This window comes from Halorhabdus sp. SVX81, from assembly GCF_029207715.1.
Classification (GTDB): Archaea; Halobacteriota; Halobacteria; order Halobacteriales; family Haloarculaceae; genus Halorhabdus.
Genome location: NZ_CP104322.1, coordinates 1,608,772 through 1,631,445, shown reverse-complemented (window position 1 = coordinate 1,631,445; position 22,674 = coordinate 1,608,772). Strand labels below are relative to the sequence as shown.

Below are 22,674 nucleotides of genomic sequence, written 5' to 3'. Positions count from 1 at the left end.
CCCGTTGTCACTTCTGTATCTCGAAAGATATAGGAAGGCGTGAGGGTGACGATTTTTTATGCTGTTGTCTACGCGTAGCGACGGGTCGCGGAGGTATCGCCCGTGAAACAGGGGACGGCTGCGTGGGGGAAGCGAATCGGTTGGTGGCACGGTGGTCGTTCCATACCGTCGCGGTCGCTGACAGGGGCCGGCCCGCGACACCGACGGGGGGTGTAGCGATGGACTTCACACGCTCTAGTCTCAAGCTGTTTGCGAGCAACGTCGGCCGGACCACGATCCGGTTTCTCGGGATCGCGGTGTTCGCGCGGGCGCTCGGGGCCTCGGAGATGGGGATGTTCTTCCTGTTTCAGGCACTGCTTGGCATGATCGCCATCCCGGCGGACTTTGGCTTCCGTGGAGCCATCGAGAAGCGCATCAGCGAGGGCAGCGAGCAGAGCACGTATCTCACGAGTGCGCTGGCCGTCAAACTCGTCCCGATGGCGCTGGTGGTAGGGCTCATCCTCGTCTTCCAGGACGCTATCAACGGCTACATCGGCGCGGAGTTTGCGGTCTTCCTCGCCATCGCCATCGTGATCCAGGACGTTTCCCGACTGTCGACCATCGTCCTCCGGGGCGAACTTCGGGTCGGCGAGACGGCGATCCTCCGGGTGACCCGGTGGGTCGTCTGGTTCGGCGTCAGCGGACTGCTCGTCAGCCAGGGCATGGGCGTCGAGGCATTGATCTACGGCCTGCTCGCCGGGTTGAGCGTCATGCTGGTCTGGGGCTGGTATCGGGTGTCGATCCCGCTCGGGACCGTCTCGCTCGAGCACGCCAAGTCGCTGTTCGAGTACGGCCGGTGGGGCGTGATCTCGCGGGTCGGCTGGTACTTCTACTCCTGGATGGACGTCGCGATCATCGGTCTGCTGATGACCCAGGCCGACGTCGGGGCCTACGAGATCGCCTGGCGGGTGACGCTGGTCGTGATGCTGTTGAGCCGCTCGATCGCGACGACGCTGTTCCCCCAGGCTAGCCGCTGGGACGCCGAGGAGGCCTACGACCGGATCGAGGACATGATCCGGAAGACGATCACGCCCTCGATGGCGCTGGTGATCCCCTCGTTTTTCATCACGCTGGTCTACGCGAAGGAGATCCTGGGACTGGTCTTCGGGCCGGAGTACGCCGTCGCATGGGTCGTGTTGATCATCCTGATGGGCGAAAAGCTCCTCCAGTCGGTGCATACGATCCTCGGTCGGTCCCTGCAGGCGGTCGACCGGCCGGACCTGGCCGCCTACGCGACGGTCGCTTCCATCACCGTCAACCTCGTCCTGAACGTCGTGCTCATCCTGGAGTTCGGCATCGCCGGCGCGGCGGTCGCGACGGCCTCGTCGTTCGTCCTCAACACCGTCCTGCACGCGTACTTCCTCTCGCGGTTCGTGACGATCGACTTCCCGTGGCTCGAGATCGGATGGCTGACCGGTGCGGCCGCCGTGATGGCCGGGGCCATTCACGCCATCGGTGTCGTCATCCCGATCGACACCTTGCCGCGGTTGCTCGGTATCCTGGTGGTGGGTGTCGTCGTCTACGGACTCCTCACCCTGGCAAACCCCTCGATGCGCCGGAAGTTCGTCGGCGAGATGCAGTCGCTGGCCCGTGGCGTCGCCGAGTGAGGGGGCTTGGAGACGGTGATGTCCCATGCAATTCACCGTACGCCGGTACGACGGATTGGAGCTTGACAGCACGACGACGCCACTCAGTTGGAACGTCAAGGCTAACCCACCCCGGACGCAACCGGGGACATGGACGCTTCCGAGGAACTCCAGGTCGCCCTCCGGGCGGCCCGCGAGGCCGGATCGATCGCCGCTGAACACGCTGGCACTGACTTCCGTGACTCCAAGGATACCGAATCCAAGAGCAGCGGGAACGACCTCGTCACCGCCGTCGACCGCGAGTGCGAACAGCGAGTCACCGACATCATTGCCGAGGCCTTCCCGGACGACCGCGTCGTCGGCGAGGAAAACGAGATCGGTGTCACCGGCGAAGGCCGGGAGTGGATCGTCGATCCGATCGACGGCACGTCGAACTTCGCCACCGGGTATCCGTATTACTGTGTCTCGGTCGCCCTTCGCATCGACGGTGGGGGCGTCGTCGGCGTCGTCCACTCGCCTGACACTGCGCTCGGCCGGACGTGGTACGCCGCCGCTGGTGAGGGGGCCTACCGGAGCGACGACCACACGCTCGACGGCGAGCCGATCGCCGTCTCCGAACACGACACGCTGGCCGGTAGCATGGTGTTCGCCCGGTTGAGCGAGCGGAGTCGGGCCTGGCTCGCGTCGGACCTCGCGGTCGCGACATCCCTCCTCGAACGCGAGAGCATGGTTCGACGGCCCGGGAGCTCCGCACTCAACATGTGCCAGATCGCGGATGGGAGCGCCGACGGCTACGTCGTGCTGTCGATCAACGACTGGGACGTCGCTGCGGGCGAAGTCATCCTCCGAGAGGCCGGCGGCGGGGTTCGGGATCGGGCGCTGGAGGATGGCACCCGCCAGGTGATCGCCTCGAACGGGTCGATTCAGGGCGCCCTCGAAACCCTGATTGACCAGGTCGTTGGTGACCGGCGGTAACCAAACACGTAAATCAGTCACTGGACTATCCGTTTCCGTGGCGAAGCCGCTTCGATTCCGGCGTTCGAACGAGCGCTGGACCGCCGACCGCGTTCGATCCGCCCTCTATCAGTCGCTGAACCAGGCCATCGGTGCGACGATGGGCCGACCGTGGTTCCGCCAGCCCGAGGGGTACGACGCCCGCCGGTTCGACATGGACAACGGCGACGTGGCGCTGTTCACCTGGAGCGACGACGTCGCCTACTGGATGGGCAACACCGAGACGCCGCGGGCGCTCTGGCAGACCGAGAAGTACACGTTCGAGGAGGTGCCCGACGCCGTGGCCGAGTGGGCCGAACGCGAACTGCTCGCACAACTCCACGAGGAAGCCCCCTGGCTCGCCGAGTATCCGACGCTCTCGTGGTTTTTCCTGCCGGTGTTGCTCTCGAAGGACGGCCGACACACCTCAAGGGAGTTCTTCAGGGACCACGCCGCGGGGTTTCCGGACTGCGACCGTGAGACGGCGCTGTCCTATTACGAGGAGTTACTGGAGGGCGGCGTCTTCCCGGATCGCTACGAGATGGCCGCGAAACTCGGGACCGCGGAGACGCTCAACCTGACGCGGATGAGCGCGACGATGAGTGAGTTTACCGTCGCGAAACTCTTAGACGAGGCGGGCTACGATCTCGCCCCCGAAAACGAGGTGTCCTCGGGCCACTCGATCGACTTCCGGGTCGATGGCGACGAACAGACGGGCCGACTCGTCGAAGTGACGCGCCCGCTTCCCCCCTCGAAACGTTCGGCCGGGTCGGCCGTCGCCGCGATCAAGGAGACTGTCGCGACCAAGACCGGTGGGCAACTCGCCGATCACGGCGGTGGGGTGACGCTGTTCGTCGACTGCTCGTCGTTCGATGACGGCGAATGGGCTCGAATCCTCGACGAACAGCCCGAGATCGGTCACCGGCCGGCTGTCGTCTTTCGCGTGCGGCCCGGTGGCAACACCGAAGCCTACACGCTCGGGTCCGTGCCGATCGACCTCCCGGATGACGTCGAATTGGCGTAAGCGGGGCCGAGGTATCCTCGATCGTCCGTGATCGAGAGATTCATGCAACCCAGGTGCCGAGTGGACGACGTGACTTACGTTTCGGACGCGGCGTTCAATCCATTCGGTTTCGATCCTGACGGTGAGCGATTCGTCCCCGGATACGGTGACGTCGAGGCGGACTTCCAGGTGATCGGCGACCATCCAGGGATTCACGGCGGCGTCACGACCAGCGTGCCGTTCACGGAAACAGCTGGCGCGGACCGCCTGCAGGACGCGCTGGTTCGGGGCGGATTGCTTCGGAAGGCAGGGACGCCACCGACGGTCGATTCGACGTATCTCTCGTACCTTCACCCGAGTGTGCCCGAGCGAGCACCGAGCGACGACGAGTACACTCGCGAGGAGACGTTCCTCGAGGCCGAAGTCCGTGCGATCGCGGCCCACGTTCTCCTGCCGGTCGGCGAGCGTGCGACCAGGTGGGTTTTCGAGAACATGACGACGGAACCGAGCCACGACATCGACATGGCGGCGCTACACGCCACAGAGATCGTCGGCAGCGGGTGGCTCGTCATGCCCATCGCCGATCCGGACACGTGGGACGAAGACGACGGGCAGAAACTCGCAGACGCACTCCGTGAACTCCAGCAGCAGGATTATCGACGAGAGGCCGATCTGGGTCGACTCGCCGGTGGCGGCGGGGCGTATTACGTCCGATGAGCCACGACTCGGTGGGACGACCGCCGCGATTCAGCCCAGGTCCCCACGGAATTTGGCGAAGTCTCCCCGCAGGATCTGGACGTACCGGTCGATGCCAAGCACCAGCGAAACGCCGAGTGTGACGACGACCGACTCGCCGCCGATTTCCAGATACCGGTCACCGATCCAGCCGAGTTCACCGATCCCTTCGTCACCTCTTTGCGTCCGTCCTGAGTGTGGCAGATCCTCACGATCGATAGCAACAAGAGTCCCCCGAGTACGAGCAGAATGCCGGCGGCGGGACTGTCCAAGCGTGAGAGGTTTCGGGACCGATCACTCGGCGATCGCTGCGATCTCGGACCGGAAGACGAGCGCGTGGGCGAGGCCGATCACGACGATCGCGCCGGCGAGATAGCCCCATGCGGGAACGCCGCCGAGTACCTCTCCGAGCGTCGTCAGCGCGGCTGGCAGGCCGCTGAAAATAGAGAACGCCAGGAAGATCGGGAGCACCGTGGCGATCAACACGGCCCAGGGGCGCGCGAGCGCGTCGGTGACTGCCCCGCCGCCGAGGCGGAGTTCCTCGGTCGCCTCCTCGCGCAGGATCCACACCGCAAACAGCAGGAACGCCAGCAGGCCGCTCGCGAGACCGAGGTTCGCGAGATTGTCGGCGAACAGCGCGAACACGTCACTTCTGAGCGCACACACCGTGCCGGTTGACGCGAACAACAGCGTGATGCCGACCGTCGCCCGTTCGCGCTCGATCGCGTGTTCGTCGACGAGGTACGCGACGAGCACCTCCATGATAGAGATCGCACTCGACAGCGCCGCCATCGCGAGTATGAGATAGAAGATCGCCCCGAGCGCTCGCCCGAAGGGCAACTGACTGAACGCCTGTGCGAGGCTGACGAAGATCACGCCCGGGCCACCCGTCCCCGCTTCGATCGACCCGAAGGAGTAGATGATCGGGAAGACGACGAAGCCAGCGAGGACGCCGATCGCGGTGTTGAGCACGGCGATCGACCCGCCGTCGACGAACAGCGACCGATCCTCGTCGAGATAGGAGGCGTAGGTCAACATGACACCCGCGCCCACCGAGAGGGTGAACAGGGCCTGTCCCGTTGCGGCCTCGACGACGGACACGAAGTTGTTTGCGAGGTAGTCAAAATCCGGCGAGAGGTAATACGACAGGCCAGCGCCAGCCCCGTCCAGGGTGAACGCCCACACGGCGAGGCCGACCAACAGGGCGACGATCGCCGGCACCATCACCTTCGTCGCGCGTTCGATGCCGTCGGCGATGCCGAAATAGACGATTCCGCCGGTGAAGCTGATGAAGACGAGATGCGCGACCAGGGCGGCAGGACCGGACGATATCGCCCCGAAGTGCGCGCTCGGCGCGCCGAAGGCGGTGGTCTCGGCGAGGCCGATGCCTTTTAAAAGAAGGTCGCCACCCAGGCTGTCGAAGACGTACCGGAGCACCCATCCACCGGCGACGCTGTAGAACGTCAGGACGATCAGCGACGTGAACACTGCGATCCAGCCGATGGGTCGCCACGACGACGACTGGAGTCGTTCGAACGTCCCGACGGGATTGCGCTCCCCGCGTCGGCCGATGACGAACTCGCCGATCAAACCCGGGAGTGCGATCGCGAACACGATCACGAGATAGACGCCCAGGAACGCACTCCCGCCGTTCTCGGCGGTCATCCAGGGGAACCGCCAGACGTTCCCCAGTCCGACAGCTGATCCGACGGCCGCGAGGATGAACCCGATCCGGGTCGTCCAGGCGTCGCGATCACTCATCGTCCGCTGTCGCTTTGTCGCCATCCATCGATTCGTCGTCGCCATATCCACCCGACTGAAGGGCTATCCACAGCGTCACGGCGAGGCCGCCAAACAGGAACACGAAGCCGAAGATGGCCATCGCGAGCGCCCCCGGATCGATCGCCGTCATGCACCATCACCTCCGTTCGCGGCGACGGTGTCCGCCCGTTGGGTGACATAAGAGGATATCGCCGCGGAGAAAATAATCACCAGCGGCGCAATCAGGCCGGTTTTGCCATCCACGACGATCTGGGAGAGGATCGTATAGCCCAGTGCCGTCGGGACGACGATCTGGAGGACGGCCGCGTACAGCCGCGGTGGAATCGAGAAGTCGCTGACAGCATTGGCGGCAGTGGCGATCCGCTGGCCGCCGTCGAACGCACCGACGCCGTAGACCCACCCGAAGATGAGTGTCTCGCCCAGCGCGATCATCGGCAGCGTGTAGGTCGCACTCGAGGTATCGAACATCGAGAGCAACTGCAGCGAATCGCCGACCGCTTCCCCACTGCCGAGCAACCCGAGCGGTCCTTCGAGGGCGATCACGAGACTCAGGGCGACGCCCGCCAGCGCCACGGCGTTGACAGTTGTCGCGCGGCCGAATCCGAGTTTTTGCCGGAGCGGGCCGACCTGGGCCTCCGCGAGTGAGAGCGACGAGGAGAGTCCCGCAAGCGTCAGCAAGAGGAAGAATATCGCGCCGACGATCGGTGTAAACGGAATCGTCTGGAACGCTTGCGGGAGCACGACGAAGGCGAGACCGATGCTGTCGGTCGCCCCAGCGTCCGCCGCGAGCAGATACGGGAAGATCGCAAAGCCAGCCAGGAATGCAAAGCCGGAGTTCGCGAAGGCGATGATGAAGGCGTTGTTGGTGATGTCCTGGCCCTCCGGTTGGTAGGACGAATAGGTGATCATAATCCCCAATGCGACGCTGAGTGTGAAGTAGATCTGTCCGAACGCACTGATCCAGATACCCGGATCAGTCAACGCCCCGAAGTCAGGCGTCAGATAGAACTCCAGACCTTCGAGGCCGCTGGGCAGCAGCATCCCCCGAACCGCGAGCAGGATGACGAGCACCCAGATGAACGGGACGAACAGTTTGTTCGCCCGTTCGAGGCCGTCCTCGATGCCCAACTGCAGGATCACGTAATTCACCGCCCAGATCGCGATCACGCCGGCGACCGGATACCACGACGTGAGGAAGGACTTGAAGTTGGTGAAGAAATCCCCGGTGGCGAGATCAAAGCCATGCGTGATCGAGAACACGATGAACGCCGCCGACCATCCCAGGATGACGACGTAGTAGGCGTTGACGATGAAGCCGTTCAGGACGGCCCACCACCCGAGGAACTCGCTCTCTTTGAACTTCTCGCGGATCGCGAGCGGCGTCGTCAGTCCCGTCTCACTGCCGAGCCAGATCTCCACAAGGAGCACCGGTATGCCCGCCAGGAGCAACGCGGCGAAATACGGGATCAAGAAGGCGCCGCCGCCGTTGGCGTGGACTTGGTACGGGAACCGCCAGATGTTCCCGAGTCCGATTGCCGATCCCACTGCCGCGAGGATGAACCCGATCCGGGTCGACCACGATCCTCCCTCTGTTTCGTCGACACTCATACGCCACGTCCCTTCCGTACCCGTCCCAATTAAGTCGTCGATATTTGCCGGGTCCGTTCGGACAGGCGTCTATTTTTCGGAGCGTATACGTGGATGGAATGCACAGCCGTTCGGAACGCACGACAGCTGACAGTCGTGGCGGGAATCACCCCGAGTGATCGAGCGGAATCGCGCCGCCCGTGATCGGCGACGCCACCTCGCTACACAGGAACCGAATCACGTCGGCGATATCCGCGGGGTCGACCCACACGTCGTGGTCGGCGTCGGGCATCATCTCCCGGTTAGCCGGCGTGTCGATCACGTCGGGCATGACGGTATTCGCCCTGACCGTCCCTTCGTTCTCGGCAGCGATGGATTCAGTTAGCAATCGAACGGCGGCCTTCGAGGCACGGTAGAGCCCGTCCCCGGAACCACCCTGAAGCGACGACGTCGAGGAGACCGTCACGATCGACCCGCCGGTCGTCTGAAGGTGGGGAAGGACGTGCTTGGCAGCGAGAAACGCCGTCCGGACGTTCACATCAGCGAGAAGATCGAACGTCTCAGTACTCGTCTCCTCGACGGGATCGCCGCCCTGCCAGGTGCCCGCCACGGTGACGAGGGTGTCCAACCGACCGTGTTCGGCGACGATGTCCTCGACGGCGGCCTGTACGGCCGCTTCGTCGGTGAAATCGGCCTGGTATGTCCGGAGTCGATCCTGGTCGGGATCGAGGGGGTATCCCTCGTCGTCCGGGCCGATCACGTCGGCGGCACACACTGTCGCGCCCGCATCGAGAAACGCTTCGACTGTGGCACTCCCGAGCGCGCCGCCAGCACCGGTCACCAGTACCACGTAATCGCTGAAATCAAACTGGACTGACATCGTGTCACGTTAGCGCGTCACACCGATAAAAACTGCCCCGCCGAATCAAGTTACTGTTATCGAGCGGTGAAGCCGCTGTCGACGGTGAGTGCCTCGCCGTTGGTGAACGAAGCCCCGTCGGAACACAGCCACATGACCGCGTCAGCGATCTCATCGGGCTGTCCGAGACGCCCTTCAGAGTGCATCCCGGCGATCCACTCGCGGACGTCATCGTTGGTGGTGATGCCGGCGTCGTCCAGCATCTGGGTCTCGATGAACCCGGGACAGACTGCGTTGACACGGATGCCGTCCTCGGCGTACTCCCAGGCTGCAGTTTTTGTAAGCCCGAGCACCCCGTGTTTGGCCGAGACGTACGCCGCGGAGTTCTCGAAGCCGACTTTCCCGAGGACCGACGCCATGTTGATCACGACGCCGCCGTCGTCCTGGTCGGTCATCTCCGCAAGTTCGGCTTTCAGCGAGCGCCAGACGCCGTTGAGGTTGATGTCGACGACTTGCTCCCAGCCGTCTTCCTCGACATCGCCCGCCGGCACCTGGTCACCGCCGATACCCGCGTTGTTGACCGCGTAGTCGATCCGGCCGAACTCCTCGACAGCGGTCTCGACCATCGCCTCGACCTCGTCCATCTCCGTCACGTCCGTCCGAACGTAGACGGCCTCGCCGCCGGCGTCCTCGATGTCGGCAACGACGGCCCCACCTTTCTCGTCGTCGACATCCCCGATCACGACCGCGGCTCCGTTTTCGGCGAACTGAATCGCTGTCTCTCGGCCGATTCCGGAAGCTCCGCCCGTGACGGCCGCGACGCGGCCATCGAAGTCATATTTTGTCATGACGTTATCATACACGCCTCTCCCGTATATCTGGGTTTACCATGGCCTCAAAGGCTGAGGATCGTCGAATAGTACTCCACGCTGTCGGTTCCAGAGAATGTTACTGGTAGTTTCCTTTCCAATGTTCTGAGATCACTCGCGGGCCGATCCTCGCTCGGTGACGGCCCGCGTTCGGCCGTCGGGCCTGTCCCAATATCGAATCTGATGACTGGAGCCAACATATAGGTTCGTCCGACCGCAAGAACGGTCAATGATCGAGGTAGACGATCTCCGCAAGGAGTACGGCGGCTTCGCGGCCGTCGAGGGGAGTACCTTTTCGGTCGACCGCGGCGAGGTGTTCGGCATCATCGGCCCCAACGGCGCGGGCAAGACGACGACGCTGAAGATGCTCGCCGGCCTGATCGAACCGACTGCAGGCGACGTCAGGATCGCCGGCCTCGCTGCCGACGATTCGGCGATGCGACGGCGATTGGGCTTTCTCCCCGAGGAGTCGCCGCTGTACGAGGAAATGACGCCGATTTCGTACCTTTCCTTTTTCGCTGACCTCTACGACGTTCCCGAGAACCAGGCGATCACGCGTATCCACGACACCCTCGACAGACTGGATCTCCAGCACCGCGATCGGCCGCTGGGAGACATGTCCAAGGGCATGAAACGGAAGGTCGCGATCGCCCGGTCGCTGATCAACGATCCCGACGTGTTGATCTACGACGAACCCGCGAGCGGTCTTGATCCGCTGACGACGAACTTCATCATCGAGTTCACGACCGAACTCGCCGAGGCGGGCAAGACGATCGTCTTCAGCGCCCACAATCTCTTTCACGTCGAGAGCATCTGTGATCGGGTCGCGATCATGAACGAGGGCTCGATCGTCGCCCGGGGACCACTCGAAACCCTCCGGGAGGAGCACGGCAAAACGACCTATCACGTCTACACGACCGTCGAACTGCCCGGCAGTGAAGCAAAGAACGGACGGTACGTTCGCAGCGTCGCCACGATGGACGAGGTCGAGGAAACCCGATCCGCGGCCGCCGACCGTGATGGCGAGGTTGTCGATATCCGGACCGAGGAGGCGAGTCTCGAAGAGGTGTTCCTGAACGTCGCCGACGAACCCGCCCGTGCGGCCGCGACCGGGACGACGGGCACGGGTGCCGTCGAACCGGGGGAGTGAACGTGCGTCTCAGAAAGGTCCTCCGGATCGGCTGGTGGGAAGTCACGAAGAACGCCGGCGGGATCGACCGCCGGACGGCGGCTGTCACGATCGGTGCGCTCGTCGTCCTCGGCGCGCTTGCGCCACTCATTGCCAGCCAGGGCGTCGCGCTCGACGCCGGACTGTACCGCGTCGGCGTCGACGAGTCCAGCCCCTACCACGACGTGGTTGAGCGAGACCCGACGTTCGCCGTCAAGCCGCCGACTCGGGACGGCATTTCGAGTGGCCGAGTCGACCTACTGATCGACGGAACCGTGGTCACACCCACCGACTCGCCGAAGGGGAGCGCTGCACTGACGGAACTGCGGAGTTCGGTTCAGGCGTACAACGACTGGCTGATGGACCAGGACGATAACCAGACCGCAGCCTACCCAGTCTCAGTGACGCTGACCTCCGTCGAGCGGCGACCGCTTGATTCTACAGGCACTGACGACGGAGCCAGCGACGGAGGAGCGTCCGGCGGAGACGACACCGGTGGCAACAGCAATGCATCCGGAGACGCCCCTGGAGCCGGCGATGGCGATACCGGCGGTGGTACCGGTGGAACTGACGGTGACACTACGGGCAGTGGTGGGGGTGGATTGGCCGGCGGCCTCGGGGGATTGGCTGGCAGCCTCGGTGGCGGGAGCACGACCGGGTCGCCGTCGGACATCGCGCCCCCCTTCCCGTTTGGCTCGCTCGTGCTGGCGTTCGTCTTCGTCCTCCCGCTGAATTTCATCATTCAGGCCTACGGGAGTTCGATTCTCAGTGAACGACTCAAACGCCGCGGCGAACTCATGCTGGTCTCGCCGGTCACTCGCGGGGATATCATCGCCGGGAAGACGCTGCCGTATTTCCTCGGGGCGATGGCCTTCGAGGTACTCATCACTGCCGGGCTCGTCGTCTTTGCGACCGACGGGGCAAACGGGGTCATCTCCGTTCTGGCGGTGATACCGCTGGTGCTCCTCTTCCTCGGGGCGACGTTTCTCGCGGGGATGTTCGCCCGGTCGTTCAAGGAGCTTACCTTCCTGACGGTCACGATCACCGTCGGCCTCACCAGTTATGCGTTCGTCCCGGCGATCTTCACCGACGTGACGCCGATCGCGCTCATCTCGCCGCTGACGATCGTCGTCCGGGATATCCAGGGTCAGGCGGTCGGACTCATGGAGTTCGTCTTCTCGACGCTCCCGCCGCTTTTGACGGCGGCCGTGCTGTTCGGCCTCGGCGCGGGGCTGTACCGCGAGGAGGACATGTTCACCCAGCGGCCGGTCCCGCTGAAAGTGCTTGATTCACTGTCCGGCCGGATCAAGCGCCGGACGAGCGCGGCGAAACTCTCGATCATCCTGTTGCCGTTCGTCCTCGTGATCGAATTGGTCGCGGTCGCGATGGCCTATCCGATCTGGCTCGGCGCACCTGAACTTGCGGTGGTCTTCGTGCTGGTCGCCGTCGCCGTCATCGAGGAGGTCGCCAAGAGTCTCCACCTCTACGCCGGGTTCGTCCACCGGAAGTATGAACGGACGATCCTCAACGCGGTCATCGTCGGGTCGCTATCTGGACTCGGCTTTTTCCTCGCGGAGAAACTCGGCCTCATCGTCCAGTTGCTCGGGACCGACCTGCCGGCCGTCCAGCAGGCCGCGTTCGTCACCGGCGGTGCGGAGTACGGCGTCTCACCGTTGTTGGCCGTTGGACTCCTGCTCGCGCCGCTCGCGCTGCACGCGGTTACGGCGACGACCTCGGCCATCGGGGCGGCCCGGAGCCGACGTGGATACGCTGTCGGACTCCTGGCCGCGATCGTCATTCACCTGGCCTACAACCTCACGGTGGTGACGTTCCTTGCCTGACCAAGAATCCGGATCGAGCGACTCGTTCCTCGGCGATAGCCGATTGACCATCGCAAAGCGGGACGTGGCCTCGCTCTCCCGGGAGAAGACGATCATCCTCGCGCTGGTCATCCAGTTGTTCATCGCCGCGTTCTCGTCGTTCCTCGTCGTGGGCCTGACCTCGTTGTACGATCCCGGGTCCGTCGAGGCAAGCGGGATCGATATCGGCGTTTCAGGTGACGCGACGGCCGAACTCGAAGACGCCGCGGCGGCCGTCGACGGGGTCGAGGTCACGCCGTACGCCGACCGGGCCGAGGCGATGGCAGGGTTCCAGGCTCGGACCGTCCGGGGGCTAGTACACGCCGAGACTGTCGGGGGAGAGATACGGGTGACGGCAACTGTCCCCGAGGGGAGCATCGAGTCGACGCTGGTCGTCGTCCAGCTTCGGTCGGTCCTCGAAGAGCTCGAACGGACCGAGCGGATCGACCGAAGTGACTTCCTCGATGCGCCGCCCGTCACGCTTCCGGCGGAGACGAGTTCGAGTCCGTACTTCGGGTTCACCTACACCGTGCTCGTGCCGCTCCTGCTGTTCTTGCCTCCGTTCATCAGCGGGTCGATCGCCGTCGACGCGATCACCGAGGAGATCGAACGCGGGACGCTCGAACTCCTGCGCGTCGCGCCGGTCTCTCTCGTGGATATCGTCGACGGGAAAGCCCTGGGGATGGCGATCCTGGCACCACTTCAGGCGATCCTCTGGATCGTGTTGCTCGGTGCCAACGGCATCGCGATCCGGAACGTCCCGGCACTGGTACTTCTGGTGGCAGCCACCGCAGTCCTGGTCGTCGTCTTCGGGATCGTCCTGGGGCTGCTGACCGGGAAACGCCAGCAGGCACAGCTACTGTACTCGGTGCTAGTGTTGGGTGCCTTCGGCGCGCTCGCCCTGTTGCCCGAGCACCTGGCTACTGTCGCGGCGAAACTCGCTGTCGGCAGCGCGACGACGGTGACGATCGCGACCGTCGCTGGTGTAACGTTGAGTGCCGTCGTCGGGTACGCCGCGATGCGCCGCTATGTGACGCGGATCGATCCCGAACGATATTGATCCTGGAGCGGTCCTGACCGGTGGGAATCGACCATGGACTTTTGACGATCTGGGACGACACTCCACCGAGACGAATGACCGAGGAGCATCCACATGGTGACGACCCGCCGTCGGCATCGAGCCGGGGTCACGGCGGCCCTCCCGGAGCGTCGAATCCGGGCCACCCTGGCGGTCATCCCGGGACCCGGAACTACGACGAGCGCCCGCTGATCGTCACCTGGGAGGTGACCCAGGCCTGCGAACTCGAATGTGATCACTGCCGGGCGGAAGCACAACCGGAACGCGACCCGGCGGAGCTCTCGACGGCGGACGGGAAAGACTTCATCGACTCGATCGCTGACTTCGCCAGCCCACAGCCGATTCTCGTGTTCTCCGGCGGCGATCCCCTGGAGCGGCCGGACCTCTTCGAACTGCTCGATCACGCAGCCGACCGTGACATCACGACGGCTGTGACGCCCGCGCCGACGGCAAACCTGACAGAGAGCGTGATCGGCAAACTCGCCGACGCCGGCGTCGAGCGGATCGCGCTCTCACTGGACGGGGCCACCGCCGACGCCCACGACGAGTTCCGCGGCGAGGACGGCTCGTTTGCCCGCGTCGAGCAGGCCGCCCGCCAGGCTCGCGAGGCAGGGATGGAGATCCAGATCAACACGACCGTCACCGCGAACACCGTCGAGGATCTGCCCGCGATCGCCGACATGGTCGAAGCGTTTGACGCCGCTATGTGGGAAGTGTTCTTCCTCGTCCCCATCGGCCGCGGCGAGGAACTCGCCCAGCTCGATCCCGATCGGACTGTCGAGGTGATGGAGTGGCTCTACCGCCGCGGTCGGGAGGCCCCGTATCGCGTTATCACTGTCGAAGCGCCACATTACCGGCGGGTTGCCGACGAACTCGAACGTCGGGAGTCCGGCGATGGCGTCCGCGTCGGTTCGACGCGGGCTGGGAAGGGCTTCGTGTTCGTCAGCTACGAGGGTGAGGTCTACCCGTCAGGCTTTCTCCCGCAGAGCGGTGGGAACGTCACGGACCGGAGCCTCGTGGACATCTACCGCAACGCCGATCTGTTCGAGCGACTCCGCGATACTGACCAGTTCGTCGGTTCCTGTGGGGAGTGTGAGTATCTGGATCTCTGTGGCGGTTCGCGATCCCGCGCCCACGCCGTTACCGGAAATCCGCTCGCGAGCGACCCGCTGTGTCCGTGGGTCGGGCAGGTGGGAGACACCGTCTGAAAGCCGCTGGGTGAGACACTCCCGTTGCGATCAGTCCGCGCCAGCAGCATCCGTTTGGCGGGGATCCGGCAGGTCATAGCCCACCCCAGTGAGATCGACCGAGACGTCCCAGAGTTCCCTGGCGAGTTCCTCATCGTAGGACCGGTCACTGGATCGTTGCATCTCCGGGGTACCGCGCATGTTCAGCAAGCCGCCCGGCCCGACGTATTCTCCGCCGTCGACGGCAGGATCGGTCCCGGCCATGAGCATCGGGAGTGCGCCCGTGGCGGCGGACTGGGCGAAGACGGCGTTGGCAATTTTCATCATCCATAGTCGAAGCCGTGAACCCGACTGTTCGGGCCCCCGTCGCTGGAGGTTCGTCGCGGCGAAACCGGGGTGGCAGGCGACGCTCGTGACGTCCGCGTCGGCCGCCTGAAGCCGTCTATCGAGTTCGTAGGCGAACAGCACGTTCGCGAGTTTCGACTGGGCGTAGGCGTCGAACCGGTCGTAGGAGTTCTTGCCGTGGAGGTCATCGAAATCGATCTCCCCTCGCTCGTGAAGGCCGCTGCTCTGGGTAACGATCCGCGTCTCACTTTCGGTGTCCCGAAGCCGGTCGAGAAGGAGACCCGTGAGCGCGAAGTGACCGAGGTGATTGACGCCGAATTGGGTCTCGAAGCCGTCTGCGGTCTCACTCCGCGGAATCGCCATCACGCCGGCGTTGTTACACAGGACGTGGAGATCCGAATACGTCGATCGGACGCCCTCCGCGAACGATCGCACCGAATCGAGGTCGGCCAGATCGAGTTCCATGACCGCGAGTGCTGCGTCGTCGACCTCGGCTTCGTTCCGTATCTCCTGCCGGGCCGCATTCCCGCGATCGAGACTTCGACACGCCATGACCACGTCAGCACCCCTCTCGGCGAAGGCTTTCGTCACTTCGAAGCCGATTCCGCTGTTGGCTCCCGTGACGACGACAGTCCGTCCTGACTGGTCGCCCATCGCATGGCGATCGCCGGTCTCGGTACTCATTGTGCAGTGAACGGCTGTCAGGCCGATAAGTGGATCGCCCCAAACGGACCCTGATTCGCTGAGAAGCCGGCGAATCGGCTCGATTAGGCGTCCCAGTGGACGTCTTCGATCCGCTGGCGATCGTCACTCGCCACCACTGTTCCAACTACCTCGCCGTCGTCCCGCCGCTCGACGTTGATCTGTTCGTATCCCTCGGTGACGATTTCCCGAACATCCGCCTCCAGATCGTCGGCTTCCTCGACTCCCAGTCGATTCTGGCCGCCGATCTCGCGGACGATGACCGGATATTCTGGCATGACCGGTGGTAGGGAAATGACCGTGAAGTGTCTGTCGTCGTGGTCCTGGCTGGCAGTGTGGGCTATGGCTATCGAGGCAGTGGCTTCCCCGGCCCGATGACATAAGTGTCCGACACCCATCTTTGTGGACACTTCTACCATGCAAGGCGAATACGACCTGGTCATCGTCGGCGGGGGCATCAGCGGGGCGTCGTTGCTGTATACGGTCTCGAAATTCACCGACATCGAGTCGGTCGCACTGTTCGAGAAGGAGCCTGATATCGCGGCGATCAACTCCCACCACACGAACAACTCCCAGACGCTGCACTTCGGGGACATCGAGACGAATTACTCCCTGGAGAAAGCCCAGGAAGTAAAGGAGGGTGCCGAGATGGTCGCTGGCTATCTCGAAGCCAACGATTCCGACCGAGAGATGCACGCAAAGCGCTCCAAGATGGCACTGGCGGTCGGCGACGAGGAAGTCGACCGTCTCGACGCCCGCTATCACGAGAAGGGCTTTGGCGATCTCTTCCCGAAACTCGACGCGATCGACCGTGAGGAGATCGAAGCAATCGAACCGAAGGTCGTCGAGGGGCGTGAGCCGGACACCGAGATGCTCGCCCTCCAGACGCCCGACGGCTACACGGTCGACTACGGCGAACTCGCGATCGACTTCGTCCGTGAAGTCGAAGGCGACGAGGGCGTCGACGTCTTCACGGGCACGGAAGTCGAGTCGGTCAACGAAACCGACGACGAGTTCCTGGTCGAGACCGAGCGCGGGTGGTACCAGAGCGACGCGGCGGTCGTCGCCGCCGGCTCCCACAGCCTCCAGATCGCCAAGGAGATGGGCTACGGCGAGCACATGTCCTTGCTCCCGGTCGCGGGCAGTTTCTTCGTCGCCGAGGAGGGCCTGCTGAACGGCAAGGTCTACACCCTCCAGATGGCGAAACTCCCCTTCGCGGCGGTCCACGGCGACGCCGAGGTCCACGATCAGGGACTGACCCGGTTCGGCCCGACGGCGAAGGTCGTGCCCGCACTGGAGCGGGGTCGCCTTTCGACGGTCGCCGACTTCTTCGACGTTTTCGAACTCTCGCCGGACTCGTTCCTCAGCTACGCGAACATCCTCGCCGATCGGACGCTGTTGCCGTACGTCCTCGAGAACCTGCTCTATGACCTGCCCGCGGTCGGCAAGCGGGCCTTCCTCCCGCACGTCCAGAAGGTCGTGCCGACCGTCGAGGCAGGTGACATCGAACGCGCGAAGGGCTACGGCGGTGTCCGCCCGCAGATCGTCAACACGGAGACGAAGTCCCTGGACATGGGCGAGGCCAAGATCACCGGAAACGACGTCATCTTCAACATCACGCCCTCGCCCGGGGCCTCGACGTGCCTGAAGAACGCGATGCGCGACGCCGAACAGCTGACGGAGTGGCTCGACGTCGACTTCGACGAGGAGGCCTTCCGCGAGGCGACAATCGGGAACTTCCCGCGTGGCTTGGCCGAATAGAGCTGTTTCAGGGACCGTTTCGCGCTATCCGTGGACGCTCACCACTTCTTCAAGAGTCACAGCGACTCGACGGCGGTGTCTAAACCGACTGGCCGTCCATCATCCCACTCGACAGCATTGACGAGATCGGACAACGCGTCGAACCGACGTTCGAGAACGTCGAGTGGATGCGCGTCGATGAACCGGGTCGGTCTGTGCTCGACAGTCCTCGATCCGTCATTCACCTGAACGTGAACCGGACCGAGATCGTCGTGCGTGTCGTCCTGATGCCACCCGACCAGTACGTCCCGGTCCGGTTCGATCCAGTTGAACCAGTAGTGCTCGGACGAGTCGCCCGTCCGAAGGCGAAATCCGACTTCGATCCGTGCCGTCGTTGCCGGATAGTCCGGATTCTCGAGGAACTGTCGGGGATCCACCTCACCGACCACGCGGTACTGGCCAGCATCTCGCGGTTCGGCCCGTCGCCGTCGCACGTCCGTGAGTTCGCCGTCGAGCCGATTGCGGATGCGGTCGTGGAGGCGCTTGCTCTGGAGGTTCCCTCGGTTTGCGAGAAAGACGACCATTATGCGAAGGTCGAGGGAACGTCAGTCCGTGGTGAAGACAGTTCGACAACGTCGTCGTACAACTGGAGGGCGTGCCTGACGAGCCGCTGTTCCGTCTCGATGGCTTCCCAGGTCTCGATGACGTTGCGACGCTCGCGTATCTCCGCCGCACTCAATTCCGCCTCCGCCAGCTGATCCCGAAATTCCGACAGCGAGTCGGCATCGAACTCCGCCGCTAACTGTTCTCGCTCCTCGGTCAACTCGGCGAGCTGTGATTCGAGTTCCTCCCGCGAATGCTCCTTGATGAGATCCGTCACCTCGTCGAAGAGCAGGCGGACAGGGTTCAGATCGTAGGCTTTGGTCCCCTCGACTGTCGTTTCACTGACCCAGTCGTCGCTCGCCAGCTGTTCGAGTTCGTCGTCGGCCGTCGCCCGGGAGACGTCCGCCCTGTCGGCGATTTCCCCCACCGGTGTCGCCCCCTCCAGCGTCTCGGCGACTCGGCGCACGCGCTCACGGCCACTGAGCGTCTCCGTCCACGTTCGCTGATCCGATTCGCCCATCTCTATGCGTGGTTGCCGCCGCTCGTTCAAATAATTTGGCCTCGGTCAAATATACAAATCCCTGGCCGAATTTCACTGTAGATCCCAATGGAGAACTGAACACATTCACAGCCAATTGCCTGGCACGAAAAAGACAGTGTCCATGAGATCGTCGGCAAACCCCTCGATCCGCCGAACTGCTGTAGCAATCTCTCCTGGCGTCGCGGCCGTGTCACACGCGAGGACGCCGGGATGGTCACTGACCTTGAGTTCAGGATCGACTCCCCGGAAGTCTGTGTCTTCACTCAAGATTACTCGATCTGTCTCACGGGCATATGCCAACAGCGTCGTATCCTCTGCACCCAGTTCAATCTCGTCACCGACGGTCACGACATCGTGTCCTTCGCCCCGGAGCGCAGAAACGTACGCTGGCGGAATGTGTTCGTCAGCCAGCACCCTCATGCCTGTTGCTGTGCCTCTTCGTCGAGATCGTCCGGGCCGCGAACGATAGTGAGATCGTCCGAGACAGACTCCGTCTGCACCGTACGCATTTCGTCCGGATGGTCGTAATAATAGACGAGAGCGCGGTGGACATCAGCGATGTCAAGGTCGTAATCAGCAGCGACCTGTTCCGTGGACTCACCGGCGTCAATGACCCGTTTGGCGATGTGATGGACGCCAATGCGTCTCCCCTCGATCCGGGGAGCACCGCCGAGCACGTCAGCTGTCGAGACGATTTCGCTCATTACATCCCAGTAGGCCGTGATCGCTAATAAACTCTGGTCGGGAAGCTGTCTCAGTCGACTGTCACCCGGGCTCCACCGGCCGAACCCTTTTGTCTTCGCCGGACCTGCCCCGGCCATGGAGTACACGACCCTCGGCTCCACTGGCATGGAGGTCAGCCGGATCTGTCTGGGCTGCATGAGCTTCGGGAGCAGCGACTGGCGCGAGTGGGTCCTCGACGAGGAGGAGAGTCTGGAAATCATCGAGCGCGCGATCGACCTTGGAATCAACTTCTTCGACACGGCCAACATGTACTCGCTGGGCGAATCCGAGCGTGTCCTCGGGAACGTGCTGGCCGACTACGACCGCGACGAGCAGGTCGTCGCCACGAAGGGCTTCTTCCAGATGGACGACGACAACCCGAACTCGGGCGGACTCTCCCGGAAGGCCATCGAGCAGGAACTGGCCAACTCCCTGGATCGCTTGGGCATGGAGACGGTCGACCTCTACCAGACCCACCGCTGGGACTACGACACGCCGATCGAGGAGACGCTCGGGGCGCTGGACGATGCCGTCCGCCGCGGGCAGGCCCGTCACGTCGGCACCTCCTCGATGTGGGCCCACCAGTTCGCCGACGCCTTGGCGACCAGCGAGCGCGAGGGACTCGAGCGCTTCCAGACGATGCAGAACCACTACAACCTGCTATATCGGGAGGAGGAACGCGAGATGCTGCCCCTCTGTGAACGCGAGGGGATAGGCGTGATCCCGTGGAGTCCGCTGGCGCGTGGCTATCTCACCAGGCCACACGAGGAATTCGACGCCACGACGCGCGGCGAGACCGACGACTACGCCCGCGAGCACCCCTACTTCGAGGGTGGTGGGCGGGAGATCAACGAACGCGTCGCCGAACTCGCTGCCGACTACGGCGTGACGATGGCCCAGATCGCGCTGGCGTGGCTCCTCCATCAGGACGCCGTCGACGCGCCGATCGTCGGCACGACGAGCGTCGAGCACCTCGAAGACGCCGTCGAAGCCCTGGAGATCGACCTCAGCGAATCCGATCAGGCCTATCTGGAAGAACCGTACGAGCCAGTTCCGGTTTCCGGTCACGAGTAATCGTTTCGAGGCGTGAGATGACGGCGTTCGGCCGCGGCCGAAATATCAAGGTTTTCGGGAACGAGGGTCCCTATTGATGGTATGGTCCTCCAACTTGTCCTGCCTGCCGTGTTCGTGTTCGCCTTCATCATGATTTCGGCGTACGCCGGCGCACTTCGCGCGCTCGAAGTGTACTTCGACCCCGACGCCGACAGCATCTTTCTCTCAGATGAGACCGAACCGCCGCGCCTTCGACGGGAGGAATCGAAATCGCGGTAAGGAAGGACTCGACGATCCGGACAACCCATAGTATTTAATCGAACCGGCCGACCCCCCATACATGGCTGAAATCGACATCTCCGGTGACGACGATGGGTCCGACGTGGATGCCCCGTCGTCCGGATCCCCGCTGCCGTACTTCCTGGGAAAGCGAATCGTGATACTGGCGATCGTCGTGGGAATCGTATTCCTGGTTCGGCCGTTGGTCCACGGTGTGGTCTACGCCGCGCTGTTTTCCCCCTCCGGACTGGTCCTGATTGGCGGTGGCACCATCACGGCGCTGACACTGTGGTTTTACCCGCCCTGGCGACTCGAACGTGAGAAACGAGAATCGAACCTTGTCTCGATGCTGTTCGAGGACGACCAGACGTCAGTCGACGGGATCGTCGTGGGTGGTGGATCGGCGATGCGAAAACTTCGGATTTTGGGGGCTGTCCTCAGCGTGCTGTTCGTCCTCTCGATCCTCGCAAGCGTGCCGGCGGGCGCGCTCGAACAGCGGACCCTGGCCCAGCAGACGATGGCCGACGCGACCGAGGTTCAGGAGTTCCCACAGGCCAATGCGAACAACCCGCGTGTTATTCCGCGTGAAGTCTCGGACGTGACGACCCGCGGGTCGGTGTCCTACCGAACGCACCGTCTCGGGACGAGCGACATCGCCAGACAGGAAGACGGCTCGCTGGCGTGGTCCTATCCCATCGAACCGGACGGCGCCCGGAACAAGCTACTGGACAACCAACGCGGCGTCCTCGTCGCCAACATGACGTCGATGGACGCCCAACAGATCAACGTCTACGAAGAAGACTTCACGTACGGCGAGGGGATGTGGCTGCACCGTTCGGCACGGTGGAACGTCAAACTCGGCGGGTTCTTCTCGAAGTACAACGACGATGCCGTCGAGTTCAGCCACGACGGCACGCCGTACCTCTACTATCCGAAGACGGGCCACGAGTGGCACCTCCTTCCGTTCCCGCACACGACGCCGAAGTGGAACGGCGGGGCCCTGGTCCATCCCGACGGGACCATCGAGCACCTCTCGCCCGAGGAGGCACAGGCGAACGAGATTCTCGATGGCCAGCGCCTCTATCCGATGACGTTGACGCGCTCGGAGACGGGTTCGCTCGGCTACCGCGAAGGGATCATCAACCAGATGCCGGTCATCGGCGCACACGAGGGACAAATTGAGGTCGCTCATCTGCCGGAGGGTGCCGACAACGAACAGCCGTTCGTGATCGATCTCGAGGGCGAGCAGATGTCCTACGTCACGGCCATGGAACCCTACGGCGAGGACACCCGCGGCCTCGACGAGGTGTGGTTCGCCGACGCCGACACCGGGGAGTACACCTACTTCGGCACCGACGAGGAGACGCTGACGGGGCCAGAAAAAGCGATGGGAATGGCCCGGAACGCAGACTCCCAGACTGGTTGGGGAGATAACTTCGTGGTCACTGAGCCAGTACCGGTGACTGTCGACGGCGACCTCTGGTGGCACATCAAGGTCGCGCCGGTCGACTTCACAGATGTGACCCGTAGCGTCTTCGTCAACGCCGATGCCAACAATGCGATCGAACTCAATGATGACGCGGCGATCCGGGAGTTCCTCCGTGGCGACATCGACGATAGCGACCTCACACCCGGCGAGAACGGGACCGATGTCGAACCGGCACCGGACGACGAGAACATCCTCTATTACGTCCTCATCACCGACGAGAACGGCGACATCGTCGATCGTATCCCGGTCGAACGCGGCCAGGACACCCAGATCGTCGCGCCCGACGACGAGCGCGCCGCGAACGAAACCAGCCCCTGAACGCTGTCCCAATCTGTCGCGAGATCGGGGGATCCCCCTCAACGTTGAACTACTGGCGGTCGTACTGTCTCGTATGGCTCGCCCGTACACCACCATTACAGCGACGCATTGTTTCGACGGACCGGTCGGAGGTGAG

The 22,674-nt window shown here is 63.6% G+C and carries 23 protein-coding genes; 12 read left to right on the top strand and 11 right to left on the bottom strand.

Going from position 1 to position 22,674, the window contains the following annotated elements; translation table 11 throughout:
• Positions 1-218 precede the first annotated feature (218 nt).
• The 4 genes from SVXhr_RS08125 (at position 219) to SVXhr_RS08110 (ending at position 4,338) form a co-directional block, all read left to right on the top strand.
• The gene (locus tag SVXhr_RS08125) at positions 219-1,646 is read left to right on the top strand and encodes a flippase (protein ID WP_275736716.1); all 1,428 of its coding nucleotides are present in this window, start codon (positions 219-221) and stop codon (positions 1,644-1,646) included.
• Between the two features lie 129 nt (positions 1,647-1,775).
• Complete coding sequence (locus tag SVXhr_RS08120) at positions 1,776-2,600, top strand: inositol monophosphatase family protein (RefSeq protein WP_275736715.1); 825 nt, start codon at positions 1,776-1,778, stop codon at positions 2,598-2,600.
• Between the two features lie 37 nt (positions 2,601-2,637).
• Complete coding sequence (locus SVXhr_RS08115; protein WP_275736714.1) at positions 2,638-3,642, top strand: DUF5784 family protein; 1,005 nt, start codon at positions 2,638-2,640, stop codon at positions 3,640-3,642.
• Positions 3,643-3,684: 42 nt separating this feature from the next.
• On the top strand, positions 3,685-4,338 hold the full coding sequence (locus SVXhr_RS08110) for a uracil-DNA glycosylase family protein (RefSeq protein WP_275736713.1): 654 nt from the start codon (positions 3,685-3,687) through the stop codon (positions 4,336-4,338).
• A gap of 312 nt (positions 4,339-4,650) precedes the next feature.
• Here SVXhr_RS08110 and SVXhr_RS08105 read toward each other — a convergent pair whose 3' ends face one another.
• From SVXhr_RS08105 to SVXhr_RS08085, 5 genes are all read right to left on the bottom strand, one after another.
• Positions 4,651-6,117 carry a sodium-dependent transporter gene (locus tag SVXhr_RS08105; protein WP_275736712.1) on the bottom strand — a complete coding sequence of 489 codons (1,467 nt, stop codon included), beginning with the start codon at positions 6,115-6,117 and terminating at the stop codon, positions 4,651-4,653.
• Positions 6,110-6,268 carry a MetS family NSS transporter small subunit gene (locus SVXhr_RS08100; RefSeq protein WP_275736711.1) on the bottom strand — a complete coding sequence of 53 codons (159 nt, stop codon included), beginning with the start codon at positions 6,266-6,268 and terminating at the stop codon, positions 6,110-6,112. The genes SVXhr_RS08105 and SVXhr_RS08100 overlap by 8 nt, the downstream gene beginning before the upstream one ends.
• Positions 6,265-7,746: a sodium-dependent transporter gene (locus tag SVXhr_RS08095; RefSeq protein WP_275736710.1), complete on the bottom strand. Its 1,482-nt coding sequence runs from the start codon at positions 7,744-7,746 to the stop codon at positions 6,265-6,267. The genes SVXhr_RS08100 and SVXhr_RS08095 overlap by 4 nt, the downstream gene beginning before the upstream one ends.
• A gap of 145 nt (positions 7,747-7,891) precedes the next feature.
• Positions 7,892-8,605, bottom strand: coding sequence for an SDR family oxidoreductase (locus tag SVXhr_RS08090; RefSeq protein ID WP_275736709.1), 714 nt, complete (start codon positions 8,603-8,605; stop codon positions 7,892-7,894).
• Between the two features lie 56 nt (positions 8,606-8,661).
• Positions 8,662-9,432, bottom strand: a complete 771-nt coding sequence (locus SVXhr_RS08085) for an SDR family oxidoreductase (protein ID WP_275736708.1) — start codon at positions 9,430-9,432, stop codon at positions 8,662-8,664.
• 250 nt (positions 9,433-9,682) lie between these two features.
• Between SVXhr_RS08085 and SVXhr_RS08080 the strand changes: the two genes are divergently transcribed.
• From SVXhr_RS08080 to SVXhr_RS08065, 4 genes are all read left to right on the top strand, one after another.
• Positions 9,683-10,603 (top strand): ABC transporter ATP-binding protein, encoded by a 921-nt coding sequence (locus SVXhr_RS08080; protein ID WP_275736707.1) that lies wholly within the window; start codon positions 9,683-9,685, stop codon positions 10,601-10,603.
• A gap of 2 nt (positions 10,604-10,605) precedes the next feature.
• Positions 10,606-12,462, top strand: a complete 1,857-nt coding sequence (locus tag SVXhr_RS08075; protein ID WP_275736706.1) for a PrsW family glutamic-type intramembrane protease — start codon at positions 10,606-10,608, stop codon at positions 12,460-12,462.
• Entirely contained in the window at positions 12,455-13,540 is a 1,086-nt protein-coding gene (locus tag SVXhr_RS08070) for an ABC transporter permease (protein WP_275736705.1), read from the top strand. The genes SVXhr_RS08075 and SVXhr_RS08070 overlap by 8 nt, the downstream gene beginning before the upstream one ends.
• A gap of 74 nt (positions 13,541-13,614) precedes the next feature.
• Complete coding sequence (locus SVXhr_RS08065) at positions 13,615-14,766, top strand: radical SAM protein (protein WP_275736704.1); 1,152 nt, start codon at positions 13,615-13,617, stop codon at positions 14,764-14,766.
• Positions 14,767-14,796: 30 nt separating this feature from the next.
• Here SVXhr_RS08065 and SVXhr_RS08060 read toward each other — a convergent pair whose 3' ends face one another.
• Positions 14,797-15,774, bottom strand: coding sequence for an oxidoreductase (locus SVXhr_RS08060; RefSeq protein ID WP_275736703.1), 978 nt, complete (start codon positions 15,772-15,774; stop codon positions 14,797-14,799).
• Between the two features lie 83 nt (positions 15,775-15,857).
• Positions 15,858-16,070, bottom strand: coding sequence for a hypothetical protein (locus tag SVXhr_RS08055; RefSeq protein WP_275736702.1), 213 nt, complete (start codon positions 16,068-16,070; stop codon positions 15,858-15,860).
• A 139-nt stretch (positions 16,071-16,209) separates the two neighbouring features.
• Here SVXhr_RS08055 and SVXhr_RS08050 point away from each other — a divergent pair, with 139 nt between their 5' ends.
• Entirely contained in the window at positions 16,210-17,553 is a 1,344-nt protein-coding gene (locus tag SVXhr_RS08050; RefSeq protein WP_275736701.1) for an FAD-dependent oxidoreductase, read from the top strand.
• A 56-nt stretch (positions 17,554-17,609) separates the two neighbouring features.
• On the opposite strand, the gene SVXhr_RS08045 is transcribed toward SVXhr_RS08050, so the two are convergent.
• From SVXhr_RS08045 to SVXhr_RS08030, 4 genes are all read right to left on the bottom strand, one after another.
• Positions 17,610-18,116 carry a hypothetical protein gene (locus tag SVXhr_RS08045; protein WP_275736700.1) on the bottom strand — a complete coding sequence of 169 codons (507 nt, stop codon included), beginning with the start codon at positions 18,114-18,116 and terminating at the stop codon, positions 17,610-17,612.
• Positions 18,116-18,655 carry an ArsR family transcriptional regulator gene (locus SVXhr_RS08040; RefSeq protein ID WP_275736699.1) on the bottom strand — a complete coding sequence of 180 codons (540 nt, stop codon included), beginning with the start codon at positions 18,653-18,655 and terminating at the stop codon, positions 18,116-18,118. The genes SVXhr_RS08045 and SVXhr_RS08040 overlap by 1 nt, the downstream gene beginning before the upstream one ends.
• A 105-nt stretch (positions 18,656-18,760) precedes the next feature.
• On the bottom strand, positions 18,761-19,096 hold the full coding sequence (locus SVXhr_RS08035; protein WP_275736698.1) for a DUF5615 family PIN-like protein: 336 nt from the start codon (positions 19,094-19,096) through the stop codon (positions 18,761-18,763).
• On the bottom strand, positions 19,093-19,380 hold the full coding sequence (locus SVXhr_RS08030) for a DUF433 domain-containing protein (protein ID WP_275736697.1): 288 nt from the start codon (positions 19,378-19,380) through the stop codon (positions 19,093-19,095). The genes SVXhr_RS08035 and SVXhr_RS08030 overlap by 4 nt, the downstream gene beginning before the upstream one ends.
• A gap of 115 nt (positions 19,381-19,495) precedes the next feature.
• Here SVXhr_RS08030 and SVXhr_RS08025 point away from each other — a divergent pair, with 115 nt between their 5' ends.
• From SVXhr_RS08025 to SVXhr_RS08015, 3 genes are all read left to right on the top strand, one after another.
• A complete protein-coding gene (locus tag SVXhr_RS08025; RefSeq protein ID WP_275736696.1) occupies positions 19,496-20,473 on the top strand; it encodes an aldo/keto reductase in 978 nt (325 codons plus the stop codon).
• 81 nt (positions 20,474-20,554) lie between these two features.
• On the top strand, positions 20,555-20,731 hold the full coding sequence (locus SVXhr_RS08020; protein ID WP_275736695.1) for a hypothetical protein: 177 nt from the start codon (positions 20,555-20,557) through the stop codon (positions 20,729-20,731).
• Between the two features lie 61 nt (positions 20,732-20,792).
• A complete protein-coding gene (locus SVXhr_RS08015) occupies positions 20,793-22,538 on the top strand; it encodes a hypothetical protein (protein ID WP_275736694.1) in 1,746 nt (581 codons plus the stop codon).
• Positions 22,539-22,674 lie beyond the last annotated feature (136 nt).

Coding starts and splice junctions, on each gene's coding strand:
- SVXhr_RS08125 (WP_275736716.1), top strand. CDS start 219: ATGGACTTCACACGCTCTAGTCTCAAGCTGTTTGCGAGCAACGTCGGC.
- SVXhr_RS08120 (WP_275736715.1), top strand. CDS start 1,776: ATGGACGCTTCCGAGGAACTCCAGGTCGCCCTCCGGGCGGCCCGCGAG.
- SVXhr_RS08110 (WP_275736713.1), top strand. CDS start 3,685: ATGCAACCCAGGTGCCGAGTGGACGACGTGACTTACGTTTCGGACGCG.
- SVXhr_RS08105 (WP_275736712.1), bottom strand. CDS start 6,117: ATGAGTGATCGCGACGCCTGGACGACCCGGATCGGGTTCATCCTCGCG.
- SVXhr_RS08100 (WP_275736711.1), bottom strand. CDS start 6,268: ATGACGGCGATCGATCCGGGGGCGCTCGCGATGGCCATCTTCGGCTTC.
- SVXhr_RS08095 (WP_275736710.1), bottom strand. CDS start 7,746: ATGAGTGTCGACGAAACAGAGGGAGGATCGTGGTCGACCCGGATCGGG.
- SVXhr_RS08090 (WP_275736709.1), bottom strand. CDS start 8,605: ATGTCAGTCCAGTTTGATTTCAGCGATTACGTGGTACTGGTGACCGGT.
- SVXhr_RS08085 (WP_275736708.1), bottom strand. CDS start 9,432: ATGACAAAATATGACTTCGATGGCCGCGTCGCGGCCGTCACGGGCGGA.
- SVXhr_RS08080 (WP_275736707.1), top strand. CDS start 9,683: ATGATCGAGGTAGACGATCTCCGCAAGGAGTACGGCGGCTTCGCGGCC.
- SVXhr_RS08065 (WP_275736704.1), top strand. CDS start 13,615: ATGACCGAGGAGCATCCACATGGTGACGACCCGCCGTCGGCATCGAGC.
- SVXhr_RS08060 (WP_275736703.1), bottom strand. CDS start 15,774: ATGAGTACCGAGACCGGCGATCGCCATGCGATGGGCGACCAGTCAGGA.
- SVXhr_RS08055 (WP_275736702.1), bottom strand. CDS start 16,070: ATGCCAGAATATCCGGTCATCGTCCGCGAGATCGGCGGCCAGAATCGA.
- SVXhr_RS08050 (WP_275736701.1), top strand. CDS start 16,210: ATGCAAGGCGAATACGACCTGGTCATCGTCGGCGGGGGCATCAGCGGG.
- SVXhr_RS08045 (WP_275736700.1), bottom strand. CDS start 18,116: ATGGTCGTCTTTCTCGCAAACCGAGGGAACCTCCAGAGCAAGCGCCTC.
- SVXhr_RS08040 (WP_275736699.1), bottom strand. CDS start 18,655: ATGGGCGAATCGGATCAGCGAACGTGGACGGAGACGCTCAGTGGCCGT.
- SVXhr_RS08035 (WP_275736698.1), bottom strand. CDS start 19,096: ATGAGGGTGCTGGCTGACGAACACATTCCGCCAGCGTACGTTTCTGCG.
- SVXhr_RS08030 (WP_275736697.1), bottom strand. CDS start 19,380: ATGAGCGAAATCGTCTCGACAGCTGACGTGCTCGGCGGTGCTCCCCGG.
- SVXhr_RS08025 (WP_275736696.1), top strand. CDS start 19,496: ATGGAGTACACGACCCTCGGCTCCACTGGCATGGAGGTCAGCCGGATC.
- SVXhr_RS08020 (WP_275736695.1), top strand. CDS start 20,555: ATGGTCCTCCAACTTGTCCTGCCTGCCGTGTTCGTGTTCGCCTTCATC.
- SVXhr_RS08015 (WP_275736694.1), top strand. CDS start 20,793: ATGGCTGAAATCGACATCTCCGGTGACGACGATGGGTCCGACGTGGAT.